The sequence below is a fragment of the Brachybacterium sp. Marseille-Q7125 genome (genome assembly GCF_023062615.1).
GTDB lineage: Bacteria > Actinomycetota > Actinomycetes > Actinomycetales > Dermabacteraceae > Brachybacterium.
In genome coordinates, this window is sequence record NZ_JALLAL010000004.1 from 48713 (window position 1) to 67489 (window position 18777).

18 protein-coding genes and 1 tRNA gene are annotated in these 18777 nt (G+C 70.9%); 10 read left to right on the forward strand and 9 right to left on the reverse strand.

The annotated features are described in order from the left end of the window. The first annotated feature begins 192 nt into the window (after nt 1-192). The 3 genes from MU407_RS02235 to MU407_RS02245 are packed head-to-tail and all read left to right on the forward strand — an operon-like array spanning nt 193 to nt 3145. The gene (locus tag MU407_RS02235) at nt 193-1242 is read left to right on the forward strand and encodes a Gfo/Idh/MocA family oxidoreductase (protein ID WP_246954957.1); all 1050 of its coding nucleotides are present in this window, start codon (nt 193-195) and stop codon (nt 1240-1242) included. Next, the gene (gene tmk, locus MU407_RS02240; RefSeq protein ID WP_246954959.1) at nt 1239-1970 is read left to right on the forward strand and encodes a dTMP kinase; all 732 of its coding nucleotides are present in this window, start codon (nt 1239-1241) and stop codon (nt 1968-1970) included. The genes MU407_RS02235 and tmk overlap by 4 nt, the downstream gene beginning before the upstream one ends. Then, nucleotides 1967-3145: a DNA polymerase III subunit delta' gene (locus MU407_RS02245; protein WP_246954961.1), complete on the forward strand. Its 1179-nt coding sequence runs from the start codon at nt 1967-1969 to the stop codon at nt 3143-3145. Before tmk ends, MU407_RS02245 begins: the two co-directional genes overlap by 4 nt. Nucleotides 3146-3183: 38 nt before the next feature. Here MU407_RS02245 and MU407_RS02250 read toward each other — a convergent pair whose 3' ends face one another. The 4 genes from MU407_RS02250 to nth all read right to left on the reverse strand — a co-directional run bounded on the left by MU407_RS02250 (nt 3184) and on the right by nth (nt 6156). After that, nucleotides 3184-4245: a DUF3027 domain-containing protein gene (locus MU407_RS02250; protein ID WP_102234835.1), complete on the reverse strand. Its 1062-nt coding sequence runs from the start codon at nt 4243-4245 to the stop codon at nt 3184-3186. 3 nt (nt 4246-4248) lie between these two features. Beyond that, nucleotides 4249-4635, reverse strand: a complete 387-nt coding sequence (locus MU407_RS02255) for a cold shock domain-containing protein (RefSeq protein WP_102234836.1) — start codon at nt 4633-4635, stop codon at nt 4249-4251. Nucleotides 4636-4771: 136 nt separating this feature from the next. Then, on the reverse strand, nt 4772-5467 hold the full coding sequence (locus MU407_RS02260; RefSeq protein WP_246954963.1) for a CoA pyrophosphatase: 696 nt from the start codon (nt 5465-5467) through the stop codon (nt 4772-4774). Continuing rightward, the gene (nth, locus tag MU407_RS02265; protein ID WP_246954966.1) at nt 5464-6156 is read right to left on the reverse strand and encodes an endonuclease III; all 693 of its coding nucleotides are present in this window, start codon (nt 6154-6156) and stop codon (nt 5464-5466) included. The genes MU407_RS02260 and nth overlap by 4 nt, the downstream gene beginning before the upstream one ends. Nucleotides 6157-6313: 157 nt before the next feature. Between nth and MU407_RS02270 the strand changes: the two genes are divergently transcribed. Then, the gene (locus MU407_RS02270; RefSeq protein WP_102234837.1) at nt 6314-6991 is read left to right on the forward strand and encodes a Crp/Fnr family transcriptional regulator; all 678 of its coding nucleotides are present in this window, start codon (nt 6314-6316) and stop codon (nt 6989-6991) included. An 83-nt stretch (nt 6992-7074) separates the two neighbouring features. On the opposite strand, the gene MU407_RS02275 is transcribed toward MU407_RS02270, so the two are convergent. The 4 genes from MU407_RS02275 to MU407_RS02290 are packed head-to-tail and all read right to left on the reverse strand — an operon-like array spanning nt 7075 to nt 8946. Beyond that, nucleotides 7075-7890, reverse strand: a complete 816-nt coding sequence (locus MU407_RS02275) for an MBL fold metallo-hydrolase (RefSeq protein WP_246954968.1) — start codon at nt 7888-7890, stop codon at nt 7075-7077. Between the two features lie 5 nt (nt 7891-7895). Continuing rightward, on the reverse strand, nt 7896-8420 hold the full coding sequence (locus MU407_RS02280; protein WP_246954970.1) for a RidA family protein: 525 nt from the start codon (nt 8418-8420) through the stop codon (nt 7896-7898). A gap of 3 nt (nt 8421-8423) precedes the next feature. Next, nucleotides 8424-8585, reverse strand: a complete 162-nt coding sequence (locus tag MU407_RS02285) for a DUF4177 domain-containing protein (RefSeq protein WP_348647997.1) — start codon at nt 8583-8585, stop codon at nt 8424-8426. 40 nt (nt 8586-8625) lie between these two features. Further along, complete coding sequence (locus MU407_RS02290; RefSeq protein WP_246954974.1) at nt 8626-8946, reverse strand: WhiB family transcriptional regulator; 321 nt, start codon at nt 8944-8946, stop codon at nt 8626-8628. Nucleotides 8947-9241: 295 nt separating this feature from the next. On the opposite strand from MU407_RS02290, the gene MU407_RS02295 reads away from it, so the two are divergent. From MU407_RS02295 to MU407_RS02320, 6 genes are all read left to right on the forward strand, one after another. Beyond that, nucleotides 9242-11656, forward strand: coding sequence for a transglycosylase domain-containing protein (locus MU407_RS02295; RefSeq protein ID WP_246954976.1), 2415 nt, complete (start codon nt 9242-9244; stop codon nt 11654-11656). A 1-nt stretch (nt 11657) separates the two neighbouring features. Then, nucleotides 11658-12608 (forward strand): metallophosphoesterase, encoded by a 951-nt coding sequence (locus tag MU407_RS02300; protein WP_102234842.1) that lies wholly within the window; start codon nt 11658-11660, stop codon nt 12606-12608. Between the two features lie 67 nt (nt 12609-12675). Beyond that, nucleotides 12676-12752 (forward strand) — tRNA-Pro (locus MU407_RS02305). A gap of 494 nt (nt 12753-13246) precedes the next feature. Then, complete coding sequence (locus MU407_RS02310; RefSeq protein ID WP_246954979.1) at nt 13247-14488, forward strand: peptidoglycan-binding protein; 1242 nt, start codon at nt 13247-13249, stop codon at nt 14486-14488. A 222-nt stretch (nt 14489-14710) separates the two neighbouring features. Next, nucleotides 14711-16120, forward strand: coding sequence for a beta-N-acetylhexosaminidase (locus MU407_RS02315; RefSeq protein ID WP_246954982.1), 1410 nt, complete (start codon nt 14711-14713; stop codon nt 16118-16120). A gap of 1 nt (nt 16121) precedes the next feature. Next, nucleotides 16122-16742 (forward strand): LytR C-terminal domain-containing protein, encoded by a 621-nt coding sequence (locus tag MU407_RS02320; protein WP_246954984.1) that lies wholly within the window; start codon nt 16122-16124, stop codon nt 16740-16742. A 42-nt stretch (nt 16743-16784) separates the two neighbouring features. Here MU407_RS02320 and MU407_RS14435 read toward each other — a convergent pair whose 3' ends face one another. After that, a complete protein-coding gene (locus tag MU407_RS14435) occupies nt 16785-18767 on the reverse strand; it encodes a hypothetical protein (RefSeq protein WP_246954986.1) in 1983 nt (660 codons plus the stop codon). Between the last annotated feature and the right edge of the window lie 10 nt (nt 18768-18777).

The window sequence follows — 18777 nt, forward strand, 5'->3', positions numbered from 1 at the left end:
TACTGCGAGCTTGCGAGCGGTAGGAGATCAACCAATCGAGCAGAGGGTTAAGGCCCCAGCCTTCCCCGCCCCACGATTCCGCTCCCCGCGGAACCTTCTGCACAGCGCCCCCGACGCCGCCCCGGTGTCGGGGGCGCTGGGTAGATTGGAGGCATGACCCCGAGCGTTGACCCGCGCGAGGAGCCGTCTGACATGACAGCGCCCCTCGTCCTGCCCGCCACGACGATCCCGGATCCGGCGACAGCGCCGGGCCTGCGCTGGGGGGTGATCTCCCCGGGGCATATCGCCGATCAGTTCACCGCCACGATGCATCGGGCGACGGTCTCCCGCGTGGTCTCGGTGGTCTCCCGCTCCGCCGAGCGGGCTGCGGCCTTCGCTGAGAAGCACGGCATCGAGCGCCCCTTCGATGCGGTCTGGGACATGCTCGCCGCAGGCGGCATCGATGCGGTGTACATCGCCTCCCCGCACGCCCAGCATCGGGACCTGGCCCGGCCGGTGCTCGAGGCGGGGGTACCGGTACTGGTGGAGAAGGCTTTCACGCTGAACGAGACGCAGAGCCGGGAGCTGCTGGACCTGGCGCGCGAGCGCGGGGTGCTGGCGATGGAGGCGATGTGGTCGCGCTTCCTGCCGCAGTACGACGTGCTGCGCCAGGTCATCGCCGAGGGTGTGCTGGGCGAGATCGTGGAGGTCGCCGCCGATCACGGGCAGGCGTTCCCGATGGATCCGACGCATCGCCTGCATGATCCGGCGCTGGGCGGCGGCGCGCTGCTGGACCTGGGCGTGTACCCGATCTCCTTTGCCCAGATGATCCTCGGCGACCTCACGGACCTGCAGGTCACCGGCGAGCGCACAGAGCTCGGCGTGGATGCGTACGCGGCGCTCACCGCGCGCGGCACCCGCGGGGGCGTCGCGCGGCTGGCCACCACGCTGCACGCGCAGACCGCGAACACCGCGGTGGTCACGGGCACGCAGGGCCGCGCCCAACTCGGGGGCCCTCAGCCGTTCTACGCCCCCGGTGATCTCACCGTGACGCTGCTCGATGGGCGCAGCGCGACCGTCTCGCATCCGGCGGGTCTCGGGGACGGCATGGCCTATGAGATCGCAGAGGCGGCGCGCCGGATCAGTGCCGGGGATCTCGAATCACCACTCATGCGCTGGGAGGACACCCTGTCGGTGATGCGCACGATGGATCAGGCCCGCGCCGCCCTTCGCGTCGTGTACCCCGGGGAGGAGGCGGCATGAGCCCGCACGAGACCACGTTCACGCTGCGCGCCCCGGCCGCGCATCCGCCGCGTCGGGGCGTGTTCATCTCCTTCGAAGGCGGGGACGGCGCCGGCAAGACCACGCAGATGCAGATGTTGCACGATCACCTGGTCACCGAACGCTCCGTTGCCGAGGATCTGATCCTCACCACCCGCGAGCCCGGCGGCACGCTGCTCGGGGAAGCGATCCGCGAGCTGCTGCTGCATGGCGAGCATGTGGATGCGCGCGCCGAAGCGCTGATGTACGCGGCGGACCGCGCCCATCACATCGCCACCGTCGTGCGCCCCCACCTCTCGCGCGGCGGCCTCGTGCTCTCGGACCGCTACCTGGATTCCTCGATCGCCTACCAGGGCGCCGGGCGGGATCTGGAGCCCGAGGACATCGGCTCGCTGTCGCACTGGGCGGTGGGTGGGCTGCTGCCGCATCGGACGATCCTGCTGGATGTACCGCCGCGCACACTCGATGAGCGCCGCAGCCCGGAGGGCCGCGACCGCCTCGAGGAGGCGGGCCTGGAGTTCCATGAGGCGGTGCGCGAGGAGTTCCTCGAGCTCGCCCGGAGGGACCCCGGAAGGTTCCGGGTGATCGATGGGACGCTACCGCGCGAGGAGGTGCACGCCCAGGTGCTCGAGGGCGTCGCCGAGGTGCTGGCCCTGTTCGACCCCACCTTCGAGCCCGCGGAGCCGCCGCGCCACCGGGACGAGGAATGAGCACGGGGACCACCACCCACCCGGCCCCGCCCCTCGAGGGGGTGTGGGCCGATGTGGTGGGCCAGGAGGCGGCGGTCGCGCAGTTCCGACGGGCCGCCTCCCCGGAGGGGTCGCTCGCCCAGGCGTGGCTGGTCACCGGGCCGCCCGGTTCCGGCCGCTCCACCGCCGCGCGGGCCTTCGCCGCCACGCTGCAGTGCGAGCACCGAACCGGCTGCGGGGCCTGCGCGGCCTGCCGCACCGTGCTGGCGGGCACGCACCCGGATGTCACCGTGGTCGCGACCGACAAGCTGTCGATCGCGAAGGAGGAGGTGCGAGCGCTGGTGATGACCGCGCAGCGCGCCCCTGCGACGGGTCGGCATCGGGTGCTGATCGTCGAAGACGCGGACCGCATGAGCCCGGGCACCTTCAACGTGCTGCTGAAGTCGATCGAGGAGCCGCCGCCGTCGACGGTGTGGATGCTGTGCGCCCCGTCGGCGGAGGATCTGGCCCCCACGATCCGTTCCCGCTGCCGCCTGGTGACCCTCACGGTCCCGGGGGCCGATGTGGTGGCTGAGCTGCTGCGTCGCCGCGACGGGGTAGAGGAGCAGCTGGCGCTGCGGGCGGCCCGGGCCGCGCAGGGGCATATCGGGCTCGCGCTGCGCTACGCCACCCAGGAGGGGGCGCTCGCGGCGCGCGAGCAGTCCGCCCGCACACTGCTGGGGCTGCGCTCGGCGGGGCAGGCGGTGCTCGCCGCGCAGGAACTCGTGGACCGCGCGACCGCGGAGGCGAAGGAGCACGCCGACCAGGTCGCTGCGGAAGAGCGGGAGCGGTTCCTGCGCTCCGCGGGGATCGAGGACGGGAAGGTGCCGCCGGCGCTACGCAGCCAGCTCAAGCAGCTCGAGGATGATGCCAAGCGTCGCCAGACCCGTCTGGTGCGCGATGTGCTGGACCGCTACCTGCTGGATGCGCATTCGGTGCTGCGCGATGTGCTGGGTCGGCAGCTCGGCACCGGCGGTGAGCTTGTGAACCTCGAGGTCGAGCCGGAGATCGATCAGGCGGCCCGGGCCGGGGATGGCCGAGTCACACTGGGGCTGCTGGATGGGGTGCAGACCGCGCGCGAGCGCATCGCTGGGAACGTCCCGCCGCTGCTGGCGATCGAGGCGCTGCTGGCGCGGATCGCAATCTCGCTGCGCTGAGATGAACGCGGCAGGACTGCTGCGCCGAAGCCCGGGTCTCAGACCACGCCCGGGGTGTCCGCGCCGTCAGCCGACTCGGCCCCGCTGTCCTCCGCGCCGCCCGCAGGCTTCTTCTCCGCGGTCTTCGACTTCTCGTCCTGATGGGCGGGCGTCTCGGTGGTGTCCTCGGGGGAATCCGCCTCCGGGAGCTCCGCGGATGCAGGCGGCTGCTCCTGCGCAGCGGGCTGCTCAGCCTGCCCAGGCTCAGCGCCCTCTGCCTTGGCATCGTCCGCCGCGGGCTCGGTCGGCTGATCCTGCGCCGCGGGTTTCTGCTGGAACTCCACCTCCAGCTCGTCCACGATCACGCCCTCGCTGCGGGGGATCTCGCGGCCCATGGATTCCTCGCGCCCGGTCTCGGAGTGCGCCCCGCAACCATACTGCAGGTGGACCACGCGCCCATCGGCCGGGGACCACTCATTGGTGCACACGCCGAACTGTCCGCGCAGCGACCCGGCGAGCTGGGTGAAGAATCCGCAGCTGGTGCAGTGCGCGGGGACGGTGCCCTTGCGGCCGCGACGTGAGGTGGGCCGGGGGCCGAAGTCGCCCTCGAGCCAGCGTTCGGCGGCGTCGCCGCGCCCCTCCGGGGATAGCACGCGCACGCGCCCCAGGCCCAGCTCCCACTGAGCTACGCGATCCTCGTCCTCTTCGCCGGTGGACTCATAGCCGTGCTCGAGCCGCGGGTCATATTCGCGGTAGGGCAGGAGGTCATCGACCCCCACATCATCGGGGCGCAGACGCTCCGACCAGGGCTCCCACTCGGGGGCGAGGATCGCGTCCTCGCCCGGCAGCAGCGCGGTCTCCGCCACCGTCGCGACCTTCGCGCGGGGCGCGCGGGCCAGCACCACCACCCACGACCAGCCGCGATACCCGGGCATGGTGCATTCGAAGACGTGCGTGACCAGCCGGTCAGCGCTCGCCTCGGCGCGCAGATGCTCACCAACCTGGCCGGGCTCGGTGACCTCCGCGAGCGCCTCGCGGGCCAGCTCCACGGCCTCCGCGGCGATCTGGTCGAGCTTGGGCCGGGCGGTGCGGCGGCGCGTGGTGGTGGACGGTGACGTCATGTCTCAGGCCTCGAAGTTGTCCGCGACGGCGCGCAGCACGGTGGCGATCTTCTGGGAGTGCCCGCGGTCGGGGTAGCGGCCCTTGCGCAGCCCGTTGGAGGCGTCATCCAGCAGACGGATGAGGTCCTCGACCATGCCGGCCATGTCCTCGGGCTTGGCGCGGCGGGCACGGGAGATCGAGGGCACCGGGTCCACCAGCTGCAGGGACAGCACCTGGGGGCCGCGCCGACCGTCGACCATGTCGAAGTCCACGCGCGTGCCCGGACGCAGCGTGGTCACCCCGTCGGGGAGGTTCGTGGCGTGCACGTAGACGCTCTGGCCGTCCTCCTCGTCGAGGATGAAGCCGAAGCCCTTCTCGGCGTCGTAGAACTTCACCTTGCCGCGTGGCACCTGGATCCCATTCCTTTATCTGCTGCGGGGCCGGGGGCTCCCGGCATCGGGTGAGTCTATCGTGCGGTCCCCACGCCGCGGCGGGCCCTCGGAGGGGAGGTGATGGGCACCACCGCGCGCCCTCCGTCGATCCTGCTCAGCGGCGTCGACGACCGGGTGGGATGTCCCGCAGCGGCACGTTCCCGCCGACCACCTCGAGCCCCACCCCGGCGAGCACCTGCTCGAGGATCATCGCGGTGAAACCCCAGATGAACGCATCGCCGGGCAGGTCGAACACCGGCCCCACGTCCCGGCCGTCCAGTCGCCCGCGCGCATGCCGCGCCGGGTCGGTCAGGGACGCCCCGCCCACCAGCGGCGCCCACACCAGGCGTTCCACCTCGACCGGGTCATGCGGGCCGAGCGTCGGGATCTGCGGGGACCAGCTGAGCACGGGCGTGACCTCCTGCGCACGCCACGGCATGGGGATCGGCGCGAAGGCCCCCAGCACCTTGGCGTCCGATGGGTCGAGCCCCGTCTCCTCCTGCGCTTCCCGCAACGCCGTGTGCACCACGTCGTGATCGTCCGGCTCGACGCCACCGCCGGGCAGGGCGAACTGGCCCGGCTGGGAGCGCAGCTGATGCCCGCGCTCCTCGAGCAGCAGATGCGCGTGCGCTGCGGACTCTCCCGCGAGGTGGATCAGCACGGCGCTGCGCCGCACGTCGCGCGCGGGTGGCAGCTGCTCTCGCGTGCCTGCCCGATCCAGCAGTACCTCCCCGCGGGCGGCCCGGGTGGCCAGGGGGTGCAGGTAAGCGGGCACCGTATCGGGGCCGACGGGGGGCTGCGCCCGCCTCACGCCTGCTCCCCCGCGCTCGGGCAGAGATCCGCGAGCACGCAGGTGCCGCAGCGCGGCGCGCGGGCTGCGCACACGCGACGCCCGTGCAGGATCAGCCGCAGCCCCAGCACCGTGAGGTTCTCGGCGTCGGCGCCGGTGCCCCGGGCCTGCAGGCGCTGCGTGACGTCCTGCTCCACGTGCCGCGGATCGGTGCGTTCGCTCCAGCCCAGGCGCCGGGCGAGGCGGCCGACGTGGGTGTCCACCGCGAGCAGCGAGTGGCCGAACCAGGCGCCGCGCACCACATGGGCGGTCTTGCGGCCCACCCCGGGCAGGGCTTCGAGGGCCGTCTGGTCATCGGGCACCTGCCCGTCGTGCGCGGTCAGGAGACCGCGGGCGAGGCCGATCACGCGCCGGGCCCGCGTAGGTCCCATCCCGAGCGGCCGCAGCACCGCAGCGACGTCGCCCTCCTCGGCACCGGCGAGTGCGGCGGGGCCCGGCCAGCGGGAGAACAGCTCGGGGGTCACCTGGTTGACGCGCACATCGGTGGTCTGGGCGGACAGGACCGTCGCGACCAGGAGTTCGAAGGCATCGTGATGGTCCAGCTCGGTGCGGGCGTCCGGATGCTCCGCGGCGAGGCGGCGCGCCACCTCCGCAGGATCGGCGGCGGCACCGGCGCGGCGCGCGGGCTCACGGGCGGCGGTCTCGGACATGCCGATGCTCCTTCCGGGCGGGCAGTCGCGGGTGATCGGGGCCCAGGCGCGGTAGGGTGCTTCCATCATGTGATCGTCACCACCGGGTGCGGTGGTCCCGGTCACAGCCGCACCGCACACGGCCCCGCGCATCGGGGCCCCGCATCCAGGAGGTTCCGTGGACGAGAACATCGTACGGTCGTCGCCCCTGTTCGCCGCGCTCGACGAGGACGGCAAGCAGGCCGTGCTGGCGTCGATGAAGCAGGAGGACTACCACCGCAGCGCGGTGATCTTCCGGGAGGGTGATCCGGGGGATCGGCTGTTCATCATCGGCTCGGGCAAGGTGAAGGTGGGCCATGCCTCCGGGGATGGGCGCGAGAATCTGCTGGCGGTCCTGGGCCCCGGCGAGACCCTCGGCGAGCTGTCCCTGTTCGATCCGGCCCCGCGCAATGCGACCGCCACCGTGGTGGCCGAGTCGACCCTGTACTCGCTGAGCCAGCAGGATCTGTACCGGGTCCTGGCCCAGCGCCCCGAGGTGGCCCGTCACCTGCTGGCCTCGCTCGCCCGGCGTCTGCGCAAGACCAACGAGTCCCTCGCGGATCTGGTGTTCGCCGACGTCCCCGGCCGCGTGGCCAAGAACGTGCTGGACCTGGCACAGCGCTTCGGCCGCCAGACCGATGACGGCGTGATGGTGGCTCACGGCCTCACCCAGGAGGAGCTGGCCCAGCTGGTGGGCGCCTCCCGCGAGACCGTGAACAAGGCTCTGGCGGACTTCGCCTCGCGCGGCTGGATCCGCCTGGAGGCCCGCGCCGTGCTGATCCTGGACGTGGAGCGTCTGCGCCGCCGCGCACGCTGACCCTGCCCGATCAGAACGCCCCCGCCGAGCTGTCTCGACGGGGGCGTTTCGTTGCCTAGGGTTCAGGAGCGGCCGACGGGTGCTCAGCCACCCTCGGTCAGGTGCGCGAGGATCGCCCGCAGCGTGTGGCGGGCGGGCTCATGCAGCTCCTCGGCGAGGTCCGGCCCGTAGACGACGCGCAGCAGACGGTCCAGGGTCAGCACGCCGGCGGAACGGGCCCGGCGCACCTGGTCGATCCGCTCGCGGCGGTGGGCGATCTGCTGTTCGAGCACCTCGACCACCTCGTGCGGGCCCTCGATCGCGGGCCCGTGGCCGGGGTGGATCGAACCGATGCGCCCGTCGATCGTCATGGCGCGCAGGATCGCGAGGCTCTGCAGATGCTCCGCGACCGAGCCCCCGTGCTCAGGGATCAGCACGGTGGAGGAGCCGCCGAGCAAGGTGTCGCCGCTGAGCAGGCGCCCGCCGTCGAGCAGCACGCACACGGAGTCAGCGGTGTGCCCGGGGGTGTGGATGATGTGGCCGACGGCGCCGTGCGCGCCGATCAGCTGGGAGGGCAGCGGATCGGATCCCGCGACCCGCTGCTGATCGGCGGCCCATAGCGGCACCGTGTGGCCGCTGCGTGCTCCGAGTCGGCGGGCGAGCGCCGCCGCTCCGGCGGCGTGGTCCTCGTGATGGTGGGTGACCAGAACCCCACGGGGATGGGTGCCCTCGCAGCACAGCAGCAGCTCGGCCAGGTGCTCGGGGTCCCGGGGGCCGGGGTCCACCACCCAGGAGTCGTCATCGTCGCGGACGACATAGGAGACGGTCCCCGTGAGCGTCATCGGCCCGGGGTTGTCGGCCCGGACCGCGATCAGCTCGACCGGCGGGGCCTCGGGGTCCCGCAGCGGCTCCTCCGGCACGGCGCTCAGGGGGTCAGCGGGGTGTGCAGCTCGACCAGGAGGTCCACCTCTACGGGCGAGTCCAGCGGCAGCACCGCGACACCCACGGCGGAGCGAGCATGCTGCCCGGCAGAACCGAACAGGCTGCCCAGCAGTTCGCTGGCGCCGTTGATGACACCGGGCTGGGCGGTGAAATCCGGGGCGGAGGCCACATAGCCCGTCAGCTTGACGACCTTGGCGATGCGGTCCAGGTCTCCGATCAGTGCCTCGATCGCCGCCAGGGCGTTGAGGCAGCACGTGGCGGCCAGCTGCTTCGCCTGCTCCTCGGTCACCTCGGCGCCGACCTTGCCGCGCTGCGGCAGCTCGCCGTCCACGAAGGGCAGCTGCCCGGAGGTGTGGACGTGGGAGCCGCTGAGCACGGCCGGAACATAGGACGCCACGGGCGCGGCGACGGTGGGCAGGCTCAGCCCGAGCTCGGTCAGTCGCGCGCGGGTGCGCGGGCTGGCGGAATGCTGGGGCGCGGGAGTGGTCTCGGTGCTCTGCTCGCTCATCGTTCAGGCCTCGCTGCGGGGACGCTTGAGGTAGGCGACCAGGTTCTCCGGGTTCGGGCCCGGCACCACCTGGACAAGCTCCCAGCCCTCATCGCCGTAGTTGTCGAGGATCTGCTTGGTCGCGTGGATCAGCAGGGGGACGGTCAGATACTCCCAACGGGTCACAGTGCTCATGACAGGAGCCTACCGCCGCGCGGAGGGGACATCATGCGCCGGATCGCGCCCCGGCGCCGACCACCTGACGGGAGGCCTCCGTGAGCGCCGCCCGCCAGTCGGTGACGTCGGGGTTGCGGCGCAGCAGCCGACGACGTTCACGCTCGGTCATGCCGCCCCACACGCCGTAGTCCACCCGGTTGTCCAGGGCGTCGGCCAAGCACTCAGTGCGCACGGGGCAGCTGGTGCAGGCGGCTTTGACGGCGTTCTGCTCGGTCCCCTGGACGAAGAAGTGGTCTGGATCCATCGAGACGCACGCCCCTCGCGTGGCCCAGCTGGAGTCGGCATCGATGGAGGTTCCCACGATGGTCATCTGGTCCCTTTCCCCTTACGGCGGGTCGACGGTGACCCGCGGCATCGCTGTCCACTGTAAAGAGAGCACTGCCACAGTGCAAAACGCCGCGGATCTCCCCACATCGGGAGCCTCGACGTGCTAACGGATTCAATGCGCCGACAGCCTCCGCCAGCACCGCACGACGCTGCCGCATGGCGACGGACAGCACTGCGTGGCCATGGAAAGCATGACCAGCGTTGCTATCTGGTGAAGATTCCGCGGGGGCGTGGCACGCCTCATGGCCGCTGGCAGGACTGCTGCGTACATTGATCCCATGGCTTCCTCGAACCTCGGGCCCGGCACCGGCTCCGCGACCGGTGCACGCTCACTGCCCGTCGCGCTGGCACAGACGCTCTACCTGCTGCTGGGCATGCTCGCGGTGTCCGCGCTGGCCGGTGTGCTGCTGGCGGCGTTCTTCCTGCCGGCGGTCTCGGCCACCTCGGCGGTGGCCAAGGACGGCGTGGACCTGTTCGAGGCCTACCCCAGCGAGCTCGAGGTGGAGCCGCTGAACGAGGCCAGCCGGATCGAAGCGGCCGATGGGTCGCTGCTGGCGACGTTCTACACCGAGAACCGCATCATGGTGCCGCTGGAGGAGATCTCGCCGCACATGCAGCACGCGGTGATCGCCGTCGAGGACCGCCGCTTCTATGAGCACGGCGGGGTGGACCCCAAGGGCATGGCCCGCGCCTTCGCGTCCAATGCGGCCGGTGGCGCCACCCAGGGCGGCTCCACCCTCACCCAGCAGTACGTGAAGAACGCGCTGCTGATGGATGCGGTCCAGCGCGGGGACCAGGATGCGCAGCTGGCGGCGACCGAGCAGACCTATGGGCGCAAGCTGCGCGAGGCCAAGCTCGCGATCTCCCTGGAGAAGAAATGGTCCAAGGACGAGATCCTCAACGCCTACCTCAACGTCGCCCAGTTCGGGCCCTCGCAGTACGGGGTGGAGACCGGTGCGCGCCATTACTTCTCCAAGAGCGCCAAGGATCTGAACCCCGGTGAGGCCGCGCTACTGGCGGGCATCACCAACGGCCCCAACCAGTACGACCCGGTGAACCACCCCGAGGCCGGCAAGAAGCGCCGCAACGAGGTGCTCTCCGACATGCTCCGCGAGGGCTACATCACCGAGGAGGAGCACGAGAAGTACACCTCCCAGAACGTGAAGGACATGCTGAAGGTCCAGAACGTCCGCGCAGGCTGCGCGGACGCGGGCACCAGCGGCTTCTTCTGCGACTACGTCACGCGCTCCCTGCTGAACGACCCGGCGTTCGCTCCCACCTATGAGGAGCGGCGCAAGCTGCTGTACGGCGGTGGCCTGACCATCCGCACCACGCTGGATCCGGCGATCCAGAAGCAGGCGGTGGACATCCTGCAGCGCAAGCTGCCGGGCGACTCGCCCAGCGGCTTCGGCCATTCGATTGTCACCGTCGAGCCCGGCAGCGGCAAGATCCTCACGATGGCGCAGAACCGGACGTTCAACCCGCACCAGGACATCAAGCCCGGTGAGACTGCGATCAACTACAACGTGCCGCAGGAGCTCGGCGGCTCCAGCGGCTTCCCGGTGGGCTCGACCTTCAAGCCCTTCGTGCTACAGGCCTGGCTGGAGAGCGGTCGCAGCATCGCTGACACGGTGAGCACCCGCCGCGAGAAGATGCCGAACTTCCCCGCTCGCTGCCTACCCAGCGGGGCGTGGCGGGAGAGCCCCGGGTACGACCCCGACAACGCCGTCTCGGTGACGCTGCAACCCCAGATGTCCGTCCTGGACTCCACGAAGTTCTCGATCAACACCTCCTACGCGAACATGGCCCGTCAGCTGGATCTGTGCGATATCGCGGAGACGGCCCGGAACATCGGTGTGGTCCCGGCGACGTTCAACCCCTATGACCCCGCCACGTGGGAGATGTCCATCGAGGACGTCTACAAGACCGAGCTGGCGCCCTCCGTGGTGGTGCTCGGCGAGCTGCGGATCTCCGCGCTGGACATGGCCGCGGCCTACGCGACCTACGCGGCGGAGGGCACCTACTGCCGCCCCCAGGCGATCACTGAAGTGATGGACCGTGACGGGGAGCCGATGGAGATCACCGGGGCGCAGTGCCACCAGGCGGTCGATAAGAAGGTCGCCGACACCATGGCCTACGTGTTGCAGCAGGACCTGGAGGATCCGCGGGCCACAGGCAAGGGCCGCGTCATCGAAGGCCATGCGGCCGGCGGCAAGACTGGTACCTCCGGGTCCCAGTTCCACACCTGGTACGTGGGCTTCACCCGGCAGATGTCCACCGCCGTGTGGTTCGGGCATCCGCAGAGCAACATCCGCCCCGGGGGCTTCCCTGTGGATGGTCAGGTGCTCCAGAGCGGCCAGGTGTGGGGCAACACCGTCTCCCTGCCCACCTGGCAGGAATACATGACGAACGTGCATCGCGACCTCCCGGCCAAGCCGTTCCCGTCCGCTCCCGCAGCCACGGACAACGCAGCGGGCGAGGCCGCGCAGCCGGGCGTCGTCCCGCAGGTGGCGGGCATGCGGATCCAGGAGGCCACCGCGGCGACGGAAGCCGCGGGGCTGCGCCCCGAGGTGCGGCAGGAGGCCAGCGACACCGTGAGCGACGGCTTCGTGATCCGCACCGAACCCGCTGCGGGCACGCGCCTGTCCGACGGCGAGACGGTCGTGATCATCCAGTCCTCCGGGCAGGGCTGATATGCGCCGCCACCCCGCCGTCGGAGCCGGTGCTGCGCTCGGCGCGCTGGGCCTGACCGCCGCCGCGGCGGCGCATGTCTGGGCGCGCCACGTGGAGATCCACCGTTTCACCCTGCGTGAGGCAGAGCTGCGGATCCTGCCGCCCGGCGCCCGCCCGCTGCGACTGCTCCACATCAGCGATATCCATCTGCTGCCCGATCAGCGCCGCAAGCTGGATTTCCTCACCCACCTGTCCACGCTGCAGCCGGATCTGGTGATCGACACCGGGGACAACATCGCCTCCGCCGCCGCGGTGCCGGTCCTCGCCGAGGCGCTCGCGCCGCTGCTGCGTCGGCCCGGGGCCTTCGTCATGGGCTCGAATGACATGTTCTCCCCGATGCCGAAGAACCCGGCGCGCTACCTGTTGCGCGATCCGCGCCCGAAGGGCTTCACCGAGCGCACCGAGCCGGATCTGCCCACCGATCAGCTCGCCGCGCGCCTGACTGAGCATGGATGGAAGGACCTGACCAATACCCGTGCGCGCCTGGTGCTGGATGAGCTCGAGGTGACCCTGGTGGGGGTGGATGATCCGCACCTGGAGCGCGATGAGATGCCCGCGCCGAAGACGGGCCCGGGGCCCGAGGACGCTGCGGCGTCCGCGCGCGAGCCCAGGGCCGTGCTGCACCTGGGCGTGGCGCACGCGCCGTACCGCCGGGTGCTGGATGCCTTCGTGGCCGATGGCGCGGATCTGATGCTGGCCGGGCACACCCATGGCGGACAGCTGCGCCTGCCCGGCATCGGGGCGATCGTCACCAACTGCGATCTGCCCCGGGCGCAGGCCCGCGGGCTGACGCGCTGGCGGGGCGTCCCCCTGCACGTGAGCGCCGGGATGGGGGCGAGCCCGTACTCGAACTATCGCCTGATGACACCACCGGAGGCGACGTTGCTCACGTTGCGCCCCTCGGCCCCGTGATCGGGTCGGTGCCGCCCCGGGGATCCTGCTAGGATCGCTCCTCGGTGAGCCGTTCAGGTTCCCCACCCGGGGTGTGGCGCAGCTTGGTAGCGCGTGCCGTTCGGGACGGTAAGGTCGCAGGTTCAAATCCTGTCACCCCGACCATCGAGGGCCTCGATCTGCAACAGCAGATCGGGGCCCTTCGTCATCTGCGGACTCCTCAGCGGCGCCTTATGGCCCCCGAAATAACATCGATGTAACTACCATGCCGTCATTCATATGTCGATGATGACGCGCCGCGAAATGACCTCTAGGAGTAAAACTTCGGTCAAATCGTGGCCCGTGGACGGCAAATGCCCCTAGGGGCCCTTCGGGATACCCCCCTACAGTGAGTCGCGGTGCCCCAGCTCCATCGGGGTATCCGCCGAGTCGCCGCCTTCCCCGTCACCGCCTCGGTCGCTTCCTCCACTTCCCTGGGTGACGGGCGCAGGAGCACGGATGCGCGCGTCGCGTCTTTCCACAGCGAGGCGCCGGAGAAAGCGACACCGAGCATCATGTTCCGCACTGCACCACGGGGTACACACCGCGCGCCCGGCCCAGCTGTCATCGACTACCGAGGGCTCGCCGCCCCCGCCGCCCGAGGGATGGGAGGCGTCGCCGTGATCGGTGCCGTCGCCACCACCGGCGCGGTGGTCGGCTCCCCGTCCGCCCAGGCCCAGGCTCCGGTTGCCACGACCATCGGCAGCCGTTCCGCCGCTCCGGCCTCCCCCACTGCCGCCGCCCCCTCTCAGTTCGTGTCCCTCAAGCTGCGCTACGGCTCCCGTGGCGCCGCCGTGACCTACCTGCAGAAGCAGCTCAACAGCGCCGGCGCGAACATCGCGGTGGACGGCGTGTTCGGCAGCGCCACCCTCCGGGCCGTGCGCTCCCACCAGAGCAGCGCCCGCATCGGCGTGGACGGCGTGGTGGGTCCGCGGACCTGGAACGCGCTGACCGGATCGTCCGCTCCGAGCACCCGCTCCTCGAGCTCCTCCACGCAGCCGAAGCTGCGCCCGGGCAGCCGCGGGCAGGCCGTGCGCACCCTGCAGAGCAAGCTCAACCAGCGCGGCGCCAGCATCGCCGTGGACGGCGTGTTCGGCCGCGCCACCGAGTCTGCAGTCCGCTCCCTGCAGTCCGCCGCCGGCATCGGCGTGGACGCCGTTGTGGGTCCCAAGACGTGGCGGGCGCTCGATGGCAACGCCCGCATCGGCGGCGGGTCCACCTCGACCCCCCGCACCCCGAGCACGTCCGGGCAGCCCAAGCTGCGCCCGGGCAGCCGCGGGGATGCCGTGCGCACCCTGCAGAGCAAGCTCAACCAGCGCGGCGCCAGCATCGCCGTGGACGGCGTATTCGGCCGCGGCACCGCGTCCGCGGTCCGCTCCCTGCAGTCCGCCGCCGGCATCGGCGTGGACGCCGTCGTGGGCCCCGAGACCTGGCGCGCTCTGGACAGCAACACTCGCATCGGCAGCGGCTCCAGCCGGTCGGGCTCCCGCCCGTCCTCGCCGTCGTCCTTCGACGGTCAGGCGATCGTCGCGGCGGCGCGCAACCTCATCGGCTCCCGCTACACCTGGGGTGGCACGACCCCCGGCGGCGGTATGGACTGCTCCGGGATGGTGTACCGCGCGTACAACGACGCCGGTTTCTCCATTCCCCGCCGGAATGCCAAGGGCTACGCCTTCAACGGCCGGGTGATCCCCAAGTCCGAGGCGCAGGCCGGAGACCTCGTGGTCTTCTCCGGCAACGACTACGGGCATATCGGGATCTATGTCAGCGGCAACACCTTCATCGACTCGGCCCCGCTGATGAACGGCGTGTCCGAGCGTCAGATCTGGAACGAGCCGCACTTCTTCGTCACCTACCGCTGAGTTTCGCCTCCGGCCCGCCTGCGCGGCTGATACACCGGAGACACCACAGACCACGGCGACCTGCTCGACGCTGACGCGTCACCGGGAAGGAGCAGGACGACGTGGAGGGCCCGGTCGGTATCGCCGACCGGGCCCTCGTCCATCCCCGGGACGGCACGTCCGGCCCTGAGTGGCGTGGCAGACTGGAGACATCCGTCCGATCTCAGTTCCCAGGAGAGACTGATGCCTGATCCGATCGCCCTCGTTCCCCTCCCCCGCTCCGTCGTCTGGTCCGAGGGCGTCTGGGAGACCTCCGACCCCTGGGCGGAGCTGTCGGTGGGTGTGAACGAGGATCTAGCGCCGGCGGAGTACAGCCTGTCGATCTCCCCACGGGGTGCTGCGCTGAGCGCGGGCAGCGAGGCGGCGCTGGCCGATGGCCGCAACACCTTCGCGCAGATCGTCGCGGACGCCCATGGCTCGATCCCCTGCGTGACCATCTCGGACCAGCCGAAGTACGCCTGGCGCGGCATGCACCTGGATGTCTCGCGCCACTTCATGGCGATCCCCGAGATCGAGAAGATGATCGACGCGATGGCGCTGCACCGCCTGAACGTCCTGCACCTGCATCTGACCGATGACCAGGGCTGGCGGGTCGAGATCAAGGGCTACCCGCGGCTGACCGAGGTCGGCGGCTGGCGCGAGCAGACCCTCGTCGGCCATATGAGCGAGGACGAGGACAGCTGGGAGTTCGACGGGGTGCGCCACGGCGGCTCCTACACCCAGCAGGAGCTGAAGGACCTCGTGGAGTACGCCCGCCGCCGCGGCGTGATGATCGTGCCGGAGGTGGATCTGCCGGGCCATATGCAGGCCGCGATCGCCGCCTACCCGGAGCTGGGGAACGTCCCGGAGCGTCAGGTGGGGGTGCGCGAGGTCTGGGGCATCTCCGATCACGTGCTCGGGGTCTCTGATCAGGTCTTCGACTTCCTGCGGGATGTGCTCACGCAGGTCAGCGAGATCTTTCCCGCCCCGTACTTCCATATCGGCGGCGATGAGTGCCCGCGCGTGGAGTGGGAGCGGTCCAGCGAGGCCCGTGCCCGCATGAACGAGTGGGGCATGACCCGAGTCTCCGAGATCCAGGGGCGCTTCACCCAGTTCGCCACCGATGTGCTGCGCGAGCAGGGCAAGAAGGTCATCGCCTGGGACGAGGTGCTGGACTCCCCGCTGCCGGACGGCATCGTCATCATGAACTGGCGTCACGGCAACGGCCTGAAGACCTCCACCGAGCGCGGTTTCCAGACCATCATCGCCAACAATGAGCACCTGTACCTGGACCACTACCAGGCGGATCCGGAGGGTGAACCGCTGGCGATCGGCGGGCTGACCACGCTCAAGGACATCTACACCACGGACTTCGCGCCCCAGCCGCTGAGCGATGATGAGCAGAAGCTCGTGCTGGGCCTGCAGGGTCAGCTGTGGAGCGAATACCTGCCCACGGCGGAGGATGTCCAGTACATGGCGTTCCCGCGCATGTGTGCGGTGGCGGAGCGAGCCTGGGGCTCCCCGCAGCAGAGCTACGAGGAGTTCCTCGAGCGGCTGCGTGCCCACCTGCCGCGCCTGGACGCCTTCGGCATCCGGTACCGCCCGCTGGACTGAGATGAGCTCCTCGCATCGGGACGCCCACCCCTATGGGCGATCCGCCGACGATGTTCGGCGTCGTGACCAGCGTCTGCGCCGCACTCGGCGGCTGCGGGTGACGCAGCTGGTGGTGTTCTCCGCGCTCGCGATCGCCCTGGTGCTCGTGGGGGTCTACGCCTTCGGCGAGTTCCGCCGCCCCTCCGAAGACCCGGGCGAGATCGCGGTGGGCGCCTCCCCCACCGCTGAGGATTCTGCGCTGGTCTGCCCCCAGGAGGGTGACACTCCGGCGGACCCTGCTGACGTGACGGTGCGAGTCCTCAACGGCACGAGCCGCTCCGGACTCGCCGGCTCGGTCACCGAGGAGCTCGGCGAGCGCGGCTTCACGACCGATAAGCCCGGGAACACCGGCAGCGCCTCCGGGGCGGTGACCATCGTGCACGGCCCCGAGGGATACCTCGCGGCAGCGGCGGTGGCCGCCCAGTTCCGGGCCGGTGATGTGACCCCGGAGCTCAAGCTTGACGAGAAGGCCGAGGGCGCGACGGTGGAGGTCCTGCTGGGAGATGGCTACCGGGAGCTGGCCGCGGCGAAGAAGGCCGCTGCCGCGCTCAAGGAGCCGGTCGCGATCCCCGAGGGCTGCTGAGCCCGGCTCGATCCCCCGCGTCGGCGCAGTCCCCGTCTCGGCTCAGTCTTCCCAGTCACGGCGGTCGGTCTCCATCCGCACGCCGATCGCCAGCGACACCGCCCCGCCGAACACCAGCAGCATGACGATGGTGCCGAACAGGCGGGCGGTGCCCGGGGCGGAGGGCAGCAGGCCCACCAGCAGACTGTTGATGCCGGAGACCTCCGAACCGGAGCTCTCGCTGCCCAGCAGCTCGGGATCAACATCCACCACCAGCGAGGCGCTCACCGGGATCTCCGCGCTGTCCCGCACCAGATAGGTGATGGGGGTGGTGCGCCCGGTGAACCCCTCGACCGGTTCGAAGGTCACCGCACCGTTCGGCGACACCGTGAACGCCCCTTCACCGGGGATGACCAGGCGCTGCCCGGCACCGTCGTCGAGCTCGGCGATGTTGGTGGCTGCGAGCGAGGCGATCTGCACGGTCTCCGGCTGCAGCGGCTGCGCGCTCGAGCCCGCGGTGTCGTTGCTGAGCACATCCACGGTGACCGGCGACCCGGGCGCAGTTCGACCCTCGTCATCGCGCAGCGTCGCGACCACATCGGTGAAGATCACCTGTGCTTCGGCGCGCACGGGGTTCGCGGCATATACGCCGCTGGCCAGGATCCCCACCCGATGCGTGGGCCCGACGACCCCGGGCTCGGGGATCATCCGCAGCGCCCGGCCCTCGATGTCGATCTGCCAGGTGCCCTCCCCGTCGATGTGCAGCTCCCGGCCGCCCTCGGCGATCACGGCGCCATCGGGGAGGGTTTCCCGGTCGAAGTGGAAGGAGTCGGTGCGCACATCACGCACTCCCGAGGAGAGGTCGAAGGTGACCTCCTCGCCGGGTGCAGCGGCCTGGGTGCGGTCCATGAGCACGGGGTAGGCGGTGCTCAGCAGGGCGATGGCGGAGCTGTTGCCCTCCTCGTCGGCGCCGACGATCCCCATCGGCGCGGTGACGCGCGCGTTCTCGTCCAGGGGGGTGAAGCGGACGGTGGCCTCCTTGCGGTCCAGCTCCCAGGTGCCCTCCGCGTCGACCTGTACGCGGGTGCCGTCCTCGTTCATCTGCGTGACGGTCGGGCCACCGAGAGGCTGCAGGCGCAGCGTGCTGGGGTCCACGTGCTGCTGCGCCTGGCCGACGACGAACAGGATGTCCTCTCCGAAGGGGGCGGACCAGTGCAGATCGGAGATGATCGGGACGGTGAGGGTGACGCGGCCGGCGGCACGCGGGATCCCGTCGGCGTCCTCCACGATGTAGCGGATGGGGTCCGGCTGGCGACCCGGCCCGGGGGTGAAGGGGGTGTGGTTGATCGTCGTGCCGTCCTCGGAGAGCTGCCAGATGCCCTGGTCGGGGACGGTCGCGCGGCTGCCGTCGGACTGCACGGTGGAACCGGCCGGCAGGCCCTCGAGCTCAAGCCGCACCGCTCCGCCCGGCGGCACGTCGACCTCCAGGTCGATCGCGGTCGGGGCGTCCGCGGCGCCGCGCGAGGCGACCTCGGTCAGCTCCAGCAGCTCGGGGGTGAGGGTGCCCGGCAGGGAGCGGCTGCCGTGGACCGAGCCGATGGTCAGGGCGATCGGGGTGCTGGGGTTCGTGCCGTCCTGTTCCGGGGTGAAGATCAGCTCATGGCCCTGCACGCTCCAGGTGCCCTCCCCGCCGATGGCCAGGGTGGTGGCGTCATCGCCGAGCGTCATGAGCTCCCGGGTGGGGGCGTCGAGCTCAGCGGGGATGGTCAGCTGGGCGGTCTCCGCATCGAGGTCCTCCGCCGCGTCGTCAGTGACCAGGGACAGCAGGGGGATGCGGGTGACTGCGCCGGGGGTCATGGCCACGGTCTCCGCCGCGAGCGGCAGCTCGAACGGCCCATCCTCGCCCAGGGCGGAGGCAGGCAGGGCGGTGACCGCCGCGAGCATCAGCACCGCCAGCGCCGCGGCGACCCGGTGCATGCGGTCCACAACGCGCACGCGGGCGATGGAACGCACGCGCGCGAGGGGTCGCGGAGTCTGCTCAGGCACCCGGTCAGCC

Excerpts from the sequence above, each read along its gene's own strand:
- MU407_RS02235 (WP_246954957.1), top strand. The coding sequence starts at position 193 with ATGACAGCGCCCCTCGTCCTGCCCGCCACGACGATCCCGGATCCGGCG.
- tmk (WP_246954959.1), top strand. The coding sequence starts at position 1,239 with ATGAGCCCGCACGAGACCACGTTCACGCTGCGCGCCCCGGCCGCGCAT.
- MU407_RS02245 (WP_246954961.1), top strand. The coding sequence starts at position 1,967 with ATGAGCACGGGGACCACCACCCACCCGGCCCCGCCCCTCGAGGGGGTG.
- MU407_RS02250 (WP_102234835.1), bottom strand. The coding sequence starts at position 4,245 with ATGACGTCACCGTCCACCACCACGCGCCGCCGCACCGCCCGGCCCAAG.
- nth (WP_246954966.1), bottom strand. The coding sequence starts at position 6,156 with ATGTCCGAGACCGCCGCCCGTGAGCCCGCGCGCCGCGCCGGTGCCGCC.
- MU407_RS02280 (WP_246954970.1), bottom strand. The coding sequence starts at position 8,420 with ATGAGCGAGCAGAGCACCGAGACCACTCCCGCGCCCCAGCATTCCGCC.
- MU407_RS02290 (WP_246954974.1), bottom strand. The coding sequence starts at position 8,946 with ATGACCATCGTGGGAACCTCCATCGATGCCGACTCCAGCTGGGCCACG.
- MU407_RS02295 (WP_246954976.1), top strand. The coding sequence starts at position 9,242 with ATGGCTTCCTCGAACCTCGGGCCCGGCACCGGCTCCGCGACCGGTGCA.
- MU407_RS02300 (WP_102234842.1), top strand. The coding sequence starts at position 11,658 with ATGCGCCGCCACCCCGCCGTCGGAGCCGGTGCTGCGCTCGGCGCGCTG.
- MU407_RS02315 (WP_246954982.1), top strand. The coding sequence starts at position 14,711 with ATGCCTGATCCGATCGCCCTCGTTCCCCTCCCCCGCTCCGTCGTCTGG.
- MU407_RS02320 (WP_246954984.1), top strand. The coding sequence starts at position 16,122 with ATGAGCTCCTCGCATCGGGACGCCCACCCCTATGGGCGATCCGCCGAC.